This is a genomic window from Pseudopedobacter beijingensis (genome assembly GCF_042678145.1).
GTDB classification, from domain to species: domain Bacteria; phylum Bacteroidota; class Bacteroidia; order Sphingobacteriales; family Sphingobacteriaceae; genus Pseudopedobacter; species Pseudopedobacter beijingensis.
Genome location: NZ_JBHUDG010000012.1, coordinates 43,714 through 59,169 on the forward strand (window position 1 = coordinate 43,714; position 15,456 = coordinate 59,169).

Consider the following 15,456-nt stretch of genomic DNA (forward strand, 5'->3'; position numbering starts at 1 on the left):
TTTTTATAATTTTCTTTTTCCCTTCTTTTTCTTCATTCGGTTGGCAAACTGTTCTTCCTCATAATCCTCGCCCTGTGGTTGGGGCAACAAGCTGAATAATCCCAAATCGGAACTCTGCAAATTTTCCTGCGTAATAAACTCGAAAAGGTCTTTGGTCGGTTGGTTGTCTATCATATTTGAAACAGGGCGATACTGCATTTTCAATTCGGGTTTATTTCCGTTGTTCCACCATTCGTTAAACAAATTTGCCGACAGGTTTCTGTCTAATTGTGAAGCGTTCCAAACGCTACGGCTTTCGTGGTCGATGAACGTGACACCGTAAATTCGTCCGCTTTCGTTCTTGCGGACAATCGTATTAATACCTTGCTCTACAAGTTGCTTTTTAAAATCTGTTTCGCTGTTTGTAGTATGTATAGCCAATTCAATGGTATTCTTTAGGACAAACCTTGCAGGATTGATTTTCATTTTCTCTTTGGACTGCTCAAAATGTTTTTGAATCTGTATTACTCCTGCATCTTTTCCAAAAAGTGATGCTTTGAACGGATTACTTACCTTGTTTCCGTTCTTGTCCAATGCCACATAAACCAATCCGTTTACAGTTTGACCGTTTCGCTCTCCTTTAACTTCTTCCACTGTGATATTGAAAAGGGAAAGTAACGCATTGTAACTACCCATAGTAGAATAGCTATAATACTTGGGCAGATGCCTTACTACCGAAGCAATCTGACTTTTAATGTCTCCGTTTTTATGATTTACAGGCTTAAAAACTTTATTGACTTGTTTCTGCTCCTGCTCTATGGCTTTGTTCAGGTTATATTTAGTTTCCAAGTCCCGACAGATAGCCATTGAGCGTGGGTGGTCGTAATCATCGGGGATTTTCTTTCCATCTATCCTCACGCAAGTCGAAACAATGTGGATATGTGATCGGTCAATGTCCGTATGTTTGAAAACGATATACGGCTGATTGCCGTAGCCCATACGTTCCATATATTCTTGAGCCATATCCGCAAACTGTTCATCGCTGACCTTATCCGCAGGATCTGGGTTCAGCGATATATGCCGAACAGTCTTTTCCGTTTTGATATTGGCAGACAGATACGGCTCAAAACATTTGTTGAAATATTGGGTAGAATACCCGCCGTCCACTGTATCAGGTATTTTATTCAGCAACAGAACTGCTCCGTTTTCCTTTTCCACTTTCTGCTGATTGTACAAAATCGCTCCATACATATTGCTTCCCTTTCCGATTTTTGCAATCATTTCTTATTCTTTATTTAGATATTTCTTTTCAAATTCAGCGGTAAGAATTAAAACCTTTAGCAATAATCCTTTCATTTCAGCGGTCTCCTTTTCCAATTTAAAGAGGTATGCAGATGCTTTTTTATCCGAAAAATTGGTATTCAAAAGCCTTACAATCTGATTGTAATTGGTTGCTATTCCTCGAAATTGACCGAAAAATTTGGTCAAACCTGCGTGGTATTCTACCGCATCTATATCAATTTTTACAGTCTTTACCGTCTTTTGAAAGATGCAAGCCGTAATAAAATGAGCCATCACTTTCATTCCCGACTGGTCAAAAAGGGCAAGAAACTTGGCATTGTCCTCATCATTCAGGTTAAAGGAATAACGATGTACCGCAGGGTCAATCTTCGGTTTTCTTCCTGTTTTTTTAATCTGTTTTCTGTTTTTCTCTTCCATAATAATCCATTTTAATTTTTAAACAAACGGGCGACTTCGGAGCCGTTTCCAGCCCCCTGCAAGGGCAAGTGCTTTTGAGGTACCGAAATTCATTTCGAGGACCTCAAGAGATAACTTGCTCTGAACAGGAGTTCAGAAAAATCCGTTTTGCAAACGGATTGAAGTTAGCAGGAAAACCCCATCGCATCCAATTACAAATCTCGATAAGACTATTTGAATAACAGCTACTTACAATTGCGCCAAATAAAGCCAATGAACGCCAAATAGTGCCACCTCTATACACATTGGGACTGCCTTTATTTCCTTTGTATATGGTTAGTTGGCTGATTGATTATATCCTTAATTAAGTAAATGAATAGCAAAAAAACCGACAGCAAATCTGCCTGATTGAATGCAGGCTAATTACAAATTTTTGAGTTAATGAACTAGCCAATTAAGGGTATGCAAGTGCCTAGGTAGATAGGTAGTTATATAGATGCAACAGTATGTACAGCTGATTGCTTAGTTAACCAAACAGCTAATTGGATATAATATTAAAAACAAGAGATATGATACACGAAGAAAACAAAAATCAGCAACCCGAAAAAGAGGATTTCTTTATTGAAAATTTCCTAACTGATGAAAAGAAACAACCTTTGACGGAACAACAGGCAGTAACACATCGGGAAGATTTTGCCAAACCCGAAGTAGACGAGGAAGCACTGATGAACATAATTGCAGGGGAAGAACCCGAGGAAACTGAAATGCAACAACCCAAACCGCCTGTAAGAAATACCCCAAAAACGACCTCCAAGCCAAAGAAGCTGACCAAAGAGGACTACTGCGGACAGTTTTTCAAAATCCCGACCACAACGGCAAGCAAAGGAAAATCTGTCTATGTTCGGCAGGAACACCACGATAGGTTTAACAGGCTTACCAACATTATGGGCATTGACAAGCTGACGATTTATGCGTATCTCGATAACATTATCGAATACCACTTTCAGGAGTTCGGGGAATTGATTAGCGAAATCTACAACGATAAGCACAAACCGTTATTTTGATTGTAGTGCGGTATCAGGTTTGGTGCGTTGCTACCTCTTAAAACTATTTTTCAAAACAAAAAAACAGAAAAAAAAGAAAGCCATTTTAACAAGGCGGACAGACGAAAAAACCAAAAGGAAACGGAATAAGTCCCGAAGGGTGGCAGGGCAACAAAAAAACTCGGCGAAGCCATCATATTTGCCCTGCCATTATGCCGTAAGCTTTTGGTTGGGTTGTGCGATGGCTGTCCGCCTTATCTTTGCTACCTTTTGTTCTTTTTTTAATCCCATTCCAATCAATGAAAGGTTACTAAAAACACGTATGGGATAAGTATTTGGTGTTTTTGGTATGCTTTCCCTTATCCGTACAAAACTTTTTAAATGTGAAGGGGCTTTGCGAGGAAAATTTAAAGTGTTTTGAGGATTGCTTTCCATTTATATTGTGCCAACACAAGCCAAAGACTGCCACATAATGCCAAAGGGGAAAACACATTCTCTTGTGTTCTATATAGGTGCATCAAAAACGGTTATCCGTTCGGATTACAAAAACGCTGACGACAATCAAGCCATACAAGTCAATAAAAAGCCTGCTTTGAGAATGGGCAATACGGTCAAAACGCAACAGGCTCGCCCGAAAAACAACAAACCAAAGTTGGGATTATAGCCGAGTATTTGGCAACTGAACGCCAAATACCGCCACTGAACGCAACATTACAATAACCTATGTGAATAGCTTTTATTTTCGAAGTTTAAATGATGCAGATATGGAAATAACGGTTTTAGACATTCAGATTTTAAAGGCACTGCACAGGGAAGTAAGGGAAGTTTCCAATTTGATTAAGGAAATGACCGCACCCTACAGAGCATTGCAACAGGCAACAAAATGGCTCGACCAGCAGGAAGCCTGCCAACTCCTGAACATTAGCAAACGGACGTTGCAGACGTATAGGGCAAAGGGTATTCTTGGAGCAACGCAAATCAATCGGAAGACTTATTTCAGATTATCCGAAGTGGAATTACTGATGCAGGGAGAGCGACCATTAAAAAAGCAAAGGAAATGAAACAGATTGGAAATTCAAACGAGGATATGCTTGCCCTGCTCGAAGCTGTGGTAGGTATCAAAAACGAACTGCTGTATATCAGGGAATATTTCCACCCTTTATTGAAAGGGGAAATCTACCTGTCAGGCGAACAGGTTTGCGAGATGCTACACATCAGCAAACGGACATTGCAACAGTACAGGGATGACGGACTGATACCGTTTATCAAGCTCGAACGGAAAATCCTTTTCCGTGAAAGCGATATTCGCAAGGTATTGGAAGATAACTATCAGTTTTAGTCGATTGTCTGAAACTGTAACCGTATCGGTCAATTAAAGGAACAGCCCATTGCTTAAAGCGTTGGGCTGTGGTATTTTATAAAAAAGTAGATTAAATTCCAAGTTTGTCGTGCATTGCGTGCCATTCTTTTCCAAATTCAATCATTTCTAATGCAGCTTTTCGCTTATCTTCGGGCAGACATTGTATGCAAGTTGGATACTGAATACCTTTGTAATGTACTTTACATTTAGGACATAACTCCATGTTTTTTAAATCATAATTAGATGCACATTTTCTACACGCAGTTATTGTGTCTTCAAAAGAAAGATACTTTATGTCATCAGTCAAATAAAGTAAAAATGCTTCTTTCCCGATTTTTTCTTCATCTTTGATTTTGGCTTTTTCTCTGAAGCCAATATTTTATATTCGATAAATTGTGATTGTTTTTCCATTTGTCTTTTGATACAAAACACTTATCACGAACATCAAGAGCGTCTTCGTCTGTGTAAAAAATTGTGATGAGCTCATCTAACGATTTATAAATAGGTTCATCAAACTCGTGTTTGCACACTGCACAACGATATTGTGGTAGTTTTCTTACTCTCTTGTTCGGGCGGTTGTCTCCACAATTTGTGCATAAAGGAACAGCTATGTAATCATAGTTTTTTACAATATGTTTCTTGAATGCAGATTTATCAATGTCAGAATTGGCTTCTTTGAAAATTTGAGTGTATTTTCTTGTTATTTCTCTTTCGTAGTCGGAATATTTTTTTGGGTGAGAAAGATGCTGAATAGTTAAGGTGTCTATACTATCACATATTTCGCATTTTTCTTTAAGAATTTTAACTCGTCTCTCTTTCCAATCTGTTGTGTGCCAAGACCGTTGTCCTTCTTTGTAATCTTTCCAATATAGTTCCTTAGCAAGTTCTAATGAAATATCTCCATTAATCAACTTTTCCCTTAATTCGATACGTTCGTTATATGTCAACATACTTCATATTGATTAAATTATTACAAAATCAAACATTTAATATATTCGGGTTACCATTCTTTTTTCTGCGTCAAAGTTCCATTGTACCTGCCACGCTCTGCCATCTATCTGATCAAGTAAAATAAAGTTATATGTGTTTGTTGTTGGATAAAGAAAAAACCTGCCATTCTTCTCTTCATCTTTAGTTACACGTGAAATGTCAGACAACGTAGTCTCAAACTGATTGTCTTTTAGGCTCCATTGGACTTGCCACATTTGTCCATTTCTTGTATTTAATTTGATAAAATTATACGTGTTATTTGTAGCAAAGAGTCGATAGACAGCAGTGCTGTCTGTAGAAATATTTTGAATAGGTGGTTGGGATGTGCTTTGAGCAAAAGTTAGCATTGTCGTTAATGCAAAAATCGATGTAAAAAAAAATGTCTTCATTAATCTGTTGTTATTTGTGTTTATTTTGAATGTATCGTTTAATATGTTCACGTACAATTTCTTTATAATCCTCACAAAATATTGCCAATACAACTAAATAGATTGGTTTTGCATAATAATATGAGATGTTAATTTTTATAAATAGCTAAAATACAAAAAAGACAATATTTTAAAATCGCTATATGTATTAATTTTAGAGTTGCGAAACAAAAGACTGTTCCATGCCCTTAAATTTATGCGATACCTTTTGCATATCCTTTCCAACTTTCTCGTTGAGAATTTTGGCGTAAATCTGTGTGGTAGCAATGTTTTTATGCCCTAACATTTTGCTCAAACTCTCCAACGGAACGCCCTCGCTTAAAAACAGTGTGGCAAACGTGTGCCGTGCCAAATGAAAGGTTACTTTCTTTTCTTTTAGGCAGTCGATTTGTTGAGATATTCGCTTTAGGCTGTCGTTACAAACTGTATTTGATGGTACGGGAAATACCTTTCCGTCCTTTGAAAATCCTGCATACTTTTCGATAATCATTTTTGGAATATCCAAGAGCATCACATTTGATGATGTAGCCGTTTTCTTTCTGCGTACAATAATCCACTGGTTGCCATCAAAGAAATCTTGAATATTACTGTTTCTAAGTCCTTTCATATCCGAATAAGACAATCCTGTAAAGCAACTGAAAACAAACAAATCTTTAACCAATTCATCTTTCTTTTTCTCGCAGTTAAACGTTACGAGCTGTTCCAATTCGTTCCGCAACAGATAACCTCTGTCTTTGTCCTTTTTGGTATTCTTGTACTCGCTGAAAGGATTAAAAGCAAGGTGCTTTCTGCTCATTGCCAATCGACAAAGCGTGGTAAATCCGATCATATACAGCCAAATGGTGTTGTGTGTCAAACTTTGGTTGTCACGCAGATAATAATCAAAATCCTGTACAAAATCAGAGGTAAGGTCGTTGAATGATAAATCAGAGTAACCGTATTTTGTAAGTGCAAAATTTCGTAGGTGTTTCAAAAGTGTTTTGTACTTACTGCGTGTACCATTGACCCGAAGTCCATTATTGACCTTTTTCTCATAGTCTGACAGGAACTGTTCATAGAATTTGAAAAAGGTCAGTTCTCCGCTTTCCATACCGAGAAAGGCATTTTTAAGTTTGGTACTGTTTACAGCTCCCTCATTCTTTAAAATTTTGGAATAGCATTCCTCAATACCCAAACGGACTTTGTCAAGTTTGCTGTTAGTGTCTTGGGCTTCTCGGCTCTTTCCTAAAACCCTGCCGTACTTCAAATCCCAATTCGATGCGGAAATATCCAACTTGGTACTAAATGCAGACTGCTCGCCGTTTACGGTAATCCTGCACATAACCGTAACTTTTCCGTTTTTCTTTGGGGCGTTCTTTTTAAGGTAAAACAATACCTTAAATGTTGATTTTTTTGTCGTTTCCATACTCACAATTCTTAATGATAAAATTAAACCTATGTGAGCTACGGAACAATATGAAAAACTATGCAGAAAGCTGAAATACAGCATTTTACAAGTGCTGCTTTTTGTTTTCAAAAGTAACGTTTTAGTAACCTTACTTTTGCCAAACCTCGCTTTTTAATGCTTTTTACCTCATTACCAAAAAATCAAAAAACGATTGTAAAGCCTTTATTTACAATCGTTTTTCCTGTTTTTAATCTTTGATGTATTTTTACTGAAAATTTATTTTAAATATACCAATATTTAATATTTGTTGGTGTTGTTTCTTGTGAAATCAACCTAAACCAGCTAATCCTTCTTTCTGTACTGAGTAGGCGTAAGTCCAAACGTTTTCTTAAAGCATTTAATAAAATAAGCGGGTTCATTAAACCCTGTCTGATAGGCTATTTCTGAAATAGTCAGATTCGGGTTCTCTTTAAGCATGATAAGTGATTTTTTTAAACGGATGTTCAGGATAAACTCATTGGGTGTTTGTCCGGTAATACCTTTAATTTTGGCAAACAGGTTAGTTCTGCCAAGGTTCATTTCCTGAGCAAAGAAATTAACATCCAGCTGCGGGTTATTGATGTTATTCTCAATAATTTCTATAGCTTTTTGTAACAATTGTTCATCGTATGGGTTGGTAGCTATCAGAGAGGTCTCGGCAGAAGTGCTTTTACTAAACTTAGCCTGTAAAAGACGACGATTGTTTATGAGATTATGGCATTTAGCTATTAATAATTTGGCGTTAAACGGCTTGGTTATGTAGTCGTCAGCCCCTAGCTGCAATCCTTCTAAAGTATGCTCTTCAGAAGTTCTTGCTGTTAGCAATATTACCGGAATATGGCAGGTGGTAACATTTGTTTTTATTTGATGGCAAAGCTCAGTACCAGACATTTCCGGCATCATCACATCACTTAGTACAATATCCGGTTGGATGTCCATTATCTTTTCAAGCCCTTCCCTTCCGTTAGGAGCTGTATTTACGGTATAAATAGGTTTAAATATAGAAACCAATACATCCAATAACTCTTTATTGTCTTCTACAATCAGGATAGAAGCTTTTTTAGAAGATACCACAACAGGCGTATCTTCTTGTGCCTGCCTTTGTGTTTCTTCAGAGAAATCATTCGTGTTTTCTGTAAGCATGACCTCTTGCAATTGTTTTTGGGGTGCCGTAAAGTGATCTTCACCCTTTAATAAAGCAATTTTAAACTCACTACCCTCATTAGGGACACTTGCTACTGTAATAGATCCGTGGTGCGCTTCTACAATACCTTTGGCTAAAGACAGGCCTATGCCGGTACCTGTCCCCGATATATCGTCTTTCACATCTGCCTGATAAAAAACATCAAAAACCTTTGCAGAAACATCATCATCCATTCCAATGCCGGTGTCTTTCACAAAAATATATACCTGCTCAGCAGTTTGTTCTATTCTTACAGAAATTACCCCCTTAGCCGGAGTATACTTCAAAGCATTGTGAATAAGGTTGTAAAATACTTTTTCAAGTTGAGCGGGATCGAACCAGATAAAGATTGGGCTTGTTTCCTCAAAATACAGATTGATTTCTTTGGAATACGCATATTCTTTAAACTGCGCACAGATGTTTTCTATAAAAGAAGTGATATCTAAGGGGCTTACTTTTAGTTTCAGGAAACCCTGTTCTTGCTTACTAAAGTCCATTAGCTCCCCAATTAACCGATGCATTTTAGTCGCATTGCTGGAAATGCTCTTAAGCTTTTGGAATACGCTTTTGCTGATATTCTCTGTTTGGAAAATCAACTCTGCCTGACTCATAATTAGGGTAATTGGCGTACGGAACTCGTGAGATATATTGGTGAAAAAACGAAGTTTAGCATCGTTCAGTTCCTGTATTTTCTGTTTCTCTTTATGAGAGTATTTTAACGACGCCTGTAGCTTTGTTTTTGAGATATAGCTGGAAAGAATGGCATAGCATATTCCGGAGAATATTAAGAAATAAATAACGTATGCAAGCCATGTTTTGTAGAATGCGGGTTTAACAACAATAGAAAGCAAGGCTTCTTTTGCATTGGGACTTTTCCCTTTTATGCGTAAGTGGTAAGTGCCCGGGCTAAGGTTGGTGTAAGTAATAATATTGCGGTTGTTGGCATGAATCCACTCCTTATCAAAGCCTTCTAGCTTATACAAAACCTCCTCTTTAAGTATCTTAATGTAATTACTGGTAAAAAAACTAAGCTGTACAGATGTATGGTTCTGATTAAGGGTAATGGTATCTGTATAGGAAATAGATTTATCCAGTATTCCGGTTTTATCAAAAGGGAGTACCCTTTGGTTGTTTACCCATAAATCGCTGAAACCAATGGTGTAAGGCTTATTCACAAAGTCCAGATCCTCTTCGTTAAGCTCTACCATTCCATTAATACCACCAATAAACAAGTTGCCTTTTTTGCTCACAAATAAGCCACGTTCATTAATGGCGGTAAACGGAAAGATATTACCGTTATAATAGTTGTAGAACTTTTTATTGTCTATATCAAATCTGGAAAGCCCCTTGTTGGTAGCAATTAACAGATAGCCCATTTTTGATTCTGTAATATCCAGAATATAATCGTCTATAATCTCGCTGTTACCGGTGTTAAAGGACGTAAAAGTATCCGACTTAGAGTTATATAAACTAAGGCCACTACCGGCAGAACCTAACCATATTCTTCCCTTTTGATCCTGAAAAAATGTTTGCTGATAGTTTTGGCTAATCCCGCTTGTGTTTTTGCTGATATGGGTATAAGCCTTTAAAGTCCCTTTTTCCAGGTTATATTTAAAAACGGCAACAGAAGTAGAAAACCATAAGTTTCCATTTCTGTCTATCATTATATTCCATATTTGTTTGTGGGTTAATGATGCCGAGGAATCTTGCAGAATGGGATAAAAGGTCTCTTTAGCCCTATCAAACACAAAAATGCCACTCTTTGTCCCCAGATAAAACTTGTTTTGATAATGCACCAAACTCCTGATGCTTTTTAAACCAGCATAGGTAGCGCTATACCTTTTAAAAGATTTCGTCTTGATATCAAATTTGTTCAGTCCGCCCAGGTGCGTACCAATCCATAAACAATCATTATCGCGATCGTACCAGATAGCCTTAAGTATATTAGAAGAAATACTCTGAGGAAGCGATGAACTCTGATAAGAGCTAATTTGTCCCGTTTGTATATTCAGGAAGTTAAGTCCGCCCCCCTCTGTACAAATCCATACATTTCCGTCTTTATCCTCTGTCATGTGGCCAATAACAGAAGAGCTCAATCCGTCCGTTCCGGTATTATAATATTTATAAAAAGAAAACTCAGGATTCAGGATATCCACCCCACCAAAATAAGTACCAATCCATAAAGTGCCTTGTTGGTCCTTTTTTATATCCCAGATAGACGAGCTTCCTAAGCTGTGCGACACATTAGCCAGATGCTTAAAAGAAATAAACTGCTCAGTGCCAGACACCAGCTTATTTAGTCCGTTAGAAGTCCCTATCCAGTAATTGCCCAGGTTATCTTCGCATACCGCCCTTACAAAATTAGCAGTAATACTTGTTGGGTCGCTTTTATCATGCCTGTAATTAGTAATCTCGGCATTGCTGTTAATTTTATATAAGCCATCGTTTAAGCTTCCTATCCATAAGTTCTTTTTAGAGTCGCTAAAAAGGCAAACCACTTCAATATCCGCTATCAGTGTTTTAATCTTTTTGTTTTTGTCCAACAATAGAAGACCCTTGGTTGTTCCGATAATCAGATTGCCGTTATACACCTCATGCACAGCAGTAATACTTGTTTCTGCACCAAAAGAGTAGTGTAGTTTTAAAGAAGCTGTCTTTTGGTCGTATATCCAGATGCTATTTTCTTTTCCTGCCCATAAATGATTAAGCCCGTAAGAAATGGTTACAATCCCTTTGGATGTTACCGTTTTAAACTCTTGGGATTTAAGATCATAATCAATTAAACCCCAAAGGCACTGCACAAACAAATGCCCTTTTCTATCGCCACAAACAGTTTGTATATTGTTACCAAATAAACCGGTAGTATCTCCCTTTACGGGTTTAAAAACCTCAAACTCATTTCCGTTATATTTATTTAGCCCATCTTTTGTCCCAATCCACATCATACCGGATTCGTCCTGATAAATAGAATTAACCGTAGACTGAGACAAGCCATCCTTTACCGTCAGGTGTTCAAAAAGCAAGCTCTGTGCCTGCAATGTAGAAAAAGGCAAGCCACAAAAAATAGTTATTAAAAGGCAGACGATAAGTTGATTGATTGATCGCATTCCGTTGTAATTTGTCGTAAAATTCAGGTGTGTCAGAACTTTCATAAATATAAAGTATTAAAAGCTCTTTTGATAACTTATCGTACGAAACTACTCTTTTTTCGTACGATTATCATGTCCAAATTGTGGTTTTAAAAGCTGTTTTGTAATAACCAAATAAGATCACCTAAATAAAAAAGACATGGTACGTATTAAGCTATTGATACTTGTGGTACTTTGCGTAATTACCTGTACGGTAACCGCAACTGAACTTGTTGTTTCTGTTGATGGGAAACCAATCAAGATCATCTTTATCACTCCCAAAGTAATTAGGGTTATCAAATATCAGGATACTATAAAACCTGATAAAGAAGAGTTGGTAATGATTAAAACACCTGAGAAGGTTCCGGTAAAAAAAACCGAACGGAAAGACTATATCCAGTTTCAATCTCCGGAATTAAAGGTAAGCATCCATAAGAAAAGCGGAGTATTGAGTTTTTTTGATGGCACAACACTGCTGTTGCGCGAGCGGAAGGAAGACATTGTTTTAAAAGAAGGAGTAAAGCAAGGTTTTTTGTTAAGTAACGATGAAGCTATTTATGGCTTAGGACAGCATCAGGATGGTAAAATGAACCAGCGGGGACAGCACCTGTACCTTAAGCAACGCAATACCGAAATTGCCATACCCTTTTTTCAATCTACCGCAGGCTACGGCGTTTATTGGAATAACTATTCTGCAACCACTTTTTCCGATAATGAAGACGGGACATTCTTTAGCTCAGAAAAAGGATCTAACATCGATTATGTATTTATAAAAGGAGCAGAAGCAGATGATATTATTGCCTCTTTCAGAGCTTTAACAGGAACAGCTGCTATGTTTCCGAAATGGGCCTTTGGTTATTGGCAAAGTAAAGAACGCTATAAAAGCCAGTTCGAATTACTGGATGTGGTAAAACAATACCGAAAGCTGAAAGTGCCGCTGGATGGCATTATTCAGGATTGGCAATATTGGGGTGTCGATAAAAAAATGTGGAATGGCGTTACTTTCAATAATCCCCTTTTCCCGGCACCCGATAAAATGATAGACAGCATTCATCAGCTAAATGCTAAACTCATGATTTCGGTATGGCCTTCCTTTGGTTCCAAAACGCAGATTTATAAAGAGTTGGAGTCCAAAAACAAACTATATGATTTTCTGACTTACCCACCAGATCCGGAAATAAAGGTTTATGATGCTTTTAGTAAAGATGCCCGCGATGTTTATTGGAAGCACATGAATAAAAATCTTTTTGCAAAAGGAGTAGACGGCTGGTGGTTAGACGCTACAGAACCCGTAATGAAGCAAAGAAATGTTTCTGACGGAATTGTTCATCATGAAAACGAAGTATCCGATATGTTGCATAACCCTAAAAATCAACAGACAGCTTTGGGAGACTTTGAGATTTATGCAAACGCCTATCCTTTGCAAAGTGTTGCAGGAATTTATGAAGGCCAGCGTAATGCAAATAAAAATAAACGCGTGTTTATTATGACCCGATCTGCTTTTGCAGGGCAACAACGTTACGCTTCTATGCTATGGTCTGGCGACATCAGAGCTAGCTGGCAGGTTCTAAAAAATCAAATAGCAGGAGGCGTTAATTTATCTATGACCGGTATCCCGTATTGGAATACGGATATTGGAGGTTTTTTTATTACGCCCAACTACCCCAAAGGAGTTACCGATACCGCCTATCAAAAACTATATGTAAGATGGTTGCAGTTTGCAGCATTTACACCCATGTTTAGGTCGCATGGCACACAAACTCCACGAGAAATTTACCAGTTTGGCGAAAAAGGATATTGGGCGTACGATGCAATAGAGAAGTTTATCAACCTGCGTTATCAGTTGCTTCCCTACATATATTCCAATGCATGGGAAGTTACCGCCGCCGCCTCAACCATGATGCGTGGTTTGGCAATGGATTTTAAGCAGGATAAGAAAACCTGGGATATTAACGACCAGTATCTTTTTGGAAAAAGCTTGCTGGTAGCGCCAATTGTCGACTCGTTAAGCAATACCCGCCAAATTTATTTACCCAAAGGAACTACTTGGACAGATTTCTGGACGGGAGAACAACATCAGGGAGGAAACACCGTAGTAAAAAAAGCACCTACAGATATTATACCCCTATACGTTAAAGCAGGCTCTATTATTCCGTTTGCCCAAAAACAACAATATGTTGGAGAAAAAGCAGACGAAACACTTGAATTAAGGATTTATACAGGTGCCGATGGTGAGTTTAGTTTATACGAGGACGAGGGGGATAATTACAATTACGAAAAAGGAATATCCTCTTTAATAGCTTTTAGTTGGAACGATAAAAACAAGAGCCTAACTATAAGTAAAACAAAAGGAGAGTTTCCGGGGATGTTAAAAAAACGTCGTTTCCATATTGTATTGGTTAATCAATCTAAAGGCACAGGAGCCCAAATGTCGGCCAGCTTTAAAGCGGTGGAGTATTCAGGTAAACAACAGCAAATTAGATTTTAGGATATAGATGTTCTGATTGCTTACAAAAGCGAAAACGCCAATAAAAGTAATCGGGAAATGCCCTCTGACAAATAAAGATCACTAAAAACAAATAGATGAAAAGATATATTATAGGAATAGCCATCGCATTAGTTGCATGTAAAAAGTCTGATTCTACAACAGACAAGAAAACCAATGGCGAAGGAAATAACAATACCATTCCAGAAAATACAATAGTATTTGATGCCGCAGCCACAGCAGAAGAAAAGCGTGGCAAAACAGGTTTTCTAAGCTCTATAACTTTAGAAGCCCCACATAACGATCTGATTTTACCTCTAAAGCCCTATATCTGGCGGGTGGGCAGAGCCAATAATGAAAACTTTGATCTGTATCCAAGATTAAAGAGCCTGAATGTAGAAAAGCAGCTTCTAATAGTCAGCGACTTCAGAAACATTTTGCCAACATCTACCATTTTTAAACAATATGGTTATGGCGCTTTAACAGATACATTAGCCTCCAGAGCTCAGAAAAAGCAATACACATACGAGTGGGATCTGTTTAACGAACCCAATGATTCTTTGAAAAAAGACTTAAACGAGTTTATGCTTAAATATTGGAATCCCGCTTATCATGCCGTTAAAGCAAAATTTCCGGACGCTATTATTCATGGTCCCTCCATTACTATAAACAATTCCGGCGATGCAAAGGCAGACTCGGCACTCATCTATAAATTTATTGATGCAGCCATTGCCCATAATACCCTTCCAGATTATATCAACTGGCATTTTCAGATAGGTTATAACATTAGCGATTGGCATGGAAACTATGCAAAATCAATAAAACAGTATTTAGCCCAAAAAGGAAAAACAGTTAAAGGTTTTGTAGCAGGCGAAACAGTCCGCCCCGGAGACGAAAGAAATACCAGTCCGGCAGTATTGGTAGATGTTTTTGCCGCACAGGAAATCCATAACATTACACAAATTCATGCAGCATGGACTTCTGTGCCTGTTTATGGTGTAGCCACGTCTACACTACCCGTATTGGGTGGTTTACTGGCCGATACAAAAGGAAAAGATACCAGAGGAGCCTGGTGGACTTACGAGTTTTACGCCAGAACAAAAGGAAAAAGGATGATTTGTAAGAATGGCGAGTCGGGCAATAAAGGATTGGTTGGACTAGGGTTTAGAGACGACACCAATAATAAAATAAGTATTATGCTTGGAGTGCGGGACCCTCTGGGCGCTCAAAACAACCAGATACTAAGGGTAACCAATATCAACCAGCTTAAAAATTTAAGTAGCAATGGAAAAGTAAAGATAAAAGTGTGGTACAACAAGCAAACAAAAGATGCTGTAACTGCTTATGGCGCTAAAAATTTAGAATTAATTAAGGATTACAATATAGAAGTAGCAGACAACCAAATAAACATCCCTTTCAACTTATTAAAATGGGATGCCTTACTGATAGAAATTACCAAACCAGAGTAACAAAGAGGGCAATAACCTCCTACCTCTTCCTTTTACGTCATCCCGACCGAAGTGGAGGGATCTCTAACTTTAAGTCTCAGAAACGGGTTGAATGATGAACTTTATGAATGATGAACGGGGTTAAACTATGAATTGTTTTAAATGTTGAATTTTTAATGCTCAATGTTTGAATCGATGAACTATCCCTATTTATCTGAACCACGGATTATATGGGATTATTGGATTTCACGGATTTGATAAGTATAGCAGACTGGTATCAGTGTAATC

General features: G+C 37.8%; 12 protein-coding genes. 6 read left to right on the plus strand and 6 right to left on the minus strand.

The window, feature by feature from the left end; translation table 11 throughout:
• Positions 1-3: 3 nt before the first annotated feature.
• Complete coding sequence (gene mobB, locus ACFSAH_RS08115) at positions 4-1,260, minus strand: conjugal transfer protein MobB (protein ID WP_379662216.1); 1,257 nt, start codon at positions 1,258-1,260, stop codon at positions 4-6.
• Positions 1,261-1,263: 3 nt separating this feature from the next.
• Complete coding sequence (gene mobA / locus ACFSAH_RS08120) at positions 1,264-1,698, minus strand: conjugal transfer protein MobA (RefSeq protein ID WP_379662217.1); 435 nt, start codon at positions 1,696-1,698, stop codon at positions 1,264-1,266.
• Positions 1,699-2,246: 548 nt separating this feature from the next.
• On the opposite strand from mobA, the gene ACFSAH_RS08125 reads away from it, so the two are divergent.
• From ACFSAH_RS08125 to ACFSAH_RS08140, 4 genes are all read left to right on the plus strand, one after another.
• Positions 2,247-2,741 (plus strand): DUF3408 domain-containing protein, encoded by a 495-nt coding sequence (locus ACFSAH_RS08125; RefSeq protein WP_379662218.1) that lies wholly within the window; start codon positions 2,247-2,249, stop codon positions 2,739-2,741.
• 451 nt (positions 2,742-3,192) lie between these two features.
• Complete coding sequence (locus ACFSAH_RS08130) at positions 3,193-3,384, plus strand: hypothetical protein (protein WP_379662219.1); 192 nt, start codon at positions 3,193-3,195, stop codon at positions 3,382-3,384.
• Positions 3,385-3,484: 100 nt separating this feature from the next.
• On the plus strand, positions 3,485-3,781 hold the full coding sequence (locus tag ACFSAH_RS08135) for a helix-turn-helix domain-containing protein (RefSeq protein WP_379662220.1): 297 nt from the start codon (positions 3,485-3,487) through the stop codon (positions 3,779-3,781).
• Complete coding sequence (locus ACFSAH_RS08140; protein WP_379662221.1) at positions 3,778-4,059, plus strand: helix-turn-helix domain-containing protein; 282 nt, start codon at positions 3,778-3,780, stop codon at positions 4,057-4,059. Before ACFSAH_RS08135 ends, ACFSAH_RS08140 begins: the two co-directional genes overlap by 4 nt.
• 362 nt (positions 4,060-4,421) lie before the next feature.
• Here the strand turns inward: ACFSAH_RS08140 and ACFSAH_RS08145 are convergent, their stop codons facing one another.
• From ACFSAH_RS08145 to ACFSAH_RS08160, 4 genes are all read right to left on the minus strand, one after another.
• Positions 4,422-5,030 carry a hypothetical protein gene (locus ACFSAH_RS08145; RefSeq protein ID WP_379662222.1) on the minus strand — a complete coding sequence of 203 codons (609 nt, stop codon included), beginning with the start codon at positions 5,028-5,030 and terminating at the stop codon, positions 4,422-4,424.
• 36 nt (positions 5,031-5,066) lie between these two features.
• The gene (locus ACFSAH_RS08150; protein WP_379662223.1) at positions 5,067-5,459 is read right to left on the minus strand and encodes a hypothetical protein; all 393 of its coding nucleotides are present in this window, start codon (positions 5,457-5,459) and stop codon (positions 5,067-5,069) included.
• A 193-nt stretch (positions 5,460-5,652) separates the two neighbouring features.
• Positions 5,653-6,903: a site-specific integrase gene (locus ACFSAH_RS08155; RefSeq protein ID WP_379662224.1), complete on the minus strand. Its 1,251-nt coding sequence runs from the start codon at positions 6,901-6,903 to the stop codon at positions 5,653-5,655.
• Positions 6,904-7,227: 324 nt separating this feature from the next.
• The gene (locus tag ACFSAH_RS08160; RefSeq protein WP_379662225.1) at positions 7,228-11,259 is read right to left on the minus strand and encodes a hybrid sensor histidine kinase/response regulator transcription factor; all 4,032 of its coding nucleotides are present in this window, start codon (positions 11,257-11,259) and stop codon (positions 7,228-7,230) included.
• A 136-nt stretch (positions 11,260-11,395) separates the two neighbouring features.
• Between ACFSAH_RS08160 and ACFSAH_RS08165 the strand changes: the two genes are divergently transcribed.
• Positions 11,396-13,723, plus strand: a complete 2,328-nt coding sequence (locus tag ACFSAH_RS08165; protein ID WP_379662226.1) for a glycoside hydrolase family 31 protein — start codon at positions 11,396-11,398, stop codon at positions 13,721-13,723.
• Positions 13,724-13,818: 95 nt separating this feature from the next.
• Positions 13,819-15,189 carry a hypothetical protein gene (locus ACFSAH_RS08170; protein ID WP_379662227.1) on the plus strand — a complete coding sequence of 457 codons (1,371 nt, stop codon included), beginning with the start codon at positions 13,819-13,821 and terminating at the stop codon, positions 15,187-15,189.
• Positions 15,190-15,456: the final 267 nt, after the last annotated feature.

Bases quoted from the DNA above. Each gene is read 5' to 3' on its own strand.
- mobB (WP_379662216.1), bottom strand. From the start codon at position 1,260: ATGATTGCAAAAATCGGAAAGGGAAGCAATATGTATGGAGCGATTTTG.
- mobA (WP_379662217.1), bottom strand. From the start codon at position 1,698: ATGGAAGAGAAAAACAGAAAACAGATTAAAAAAACAGGAAGAAAACCG.
- ACFSAH_RS08125 (WP_379662218.1), top strand. From the start codon at position 2,247: ATGATACACGAAGAAAACAAAAATCAGCAACCCGAAAAAGAGGATTTC.
- ACFSAH_RS08130 (WP_379662219.1), top strand. From the start codon at position 3,193: ATGCCAAAGGGGAAAACACATTCTCTTGTGTTCTATATAGGTGCATCA.
- ACFSAH_RS08135 (WP_379662220.1), top strand. From the start codon at position 3,485: ATGGAAATAACGGTTTTAGACATTCAGATTTTAAAGGCACTGCACAGG.
- ACFSAH_RS08140 (WP_379662221.1), top strand. From the start codon at position 3,778: ATGAAACAGATTGGAAATTCAAACGAGGATATGCTTGCCCTGCTCGAA.
- ACFSAH_RS08145 (WP_379662222.1), bottom strand. From the start codon at position 5,030: ATGTTGACATATAACGAACGTATCGAATTAAGGGAAAAGTTGATTAAT.
- ACFSAH_RS08150 (WP_379662223.1), bottom strand. From the start codon at position 5,459: ATGAAGACATTTTTTTTTACATCGATTTTTGCATTAACGACAATGCTA.
- ACFSAH_RS08155 (WP_379662224.1), bottom strand. From the start codon at position 6,903: ATGGAAACGACAAAAAAATCAACATTTAAGGTATTGTTTTACCTTAAA.
- ACFSAH_RS08160 (WP_379662225.1), bottom strand. From the start codon at position 11,259: ATGAAAGTTCTGACACACCTGAATTTTACGACAAATTACAACGGAATG.
- ACFSAH_RS08165 (WP_379662226.1), top strand. From the start codon at position 11,396: ATGGTACGTATTAAGCTATTGATACTTGTGGTACTTTGCGTAATTACC.
- ACFSAH_RS08170 (WP_379662227.1), top strand. From the start codon at position 13,819: ATGAAAAGATATATTATAGGAATAGCCATCGCATTAGTTGCATGTAAA.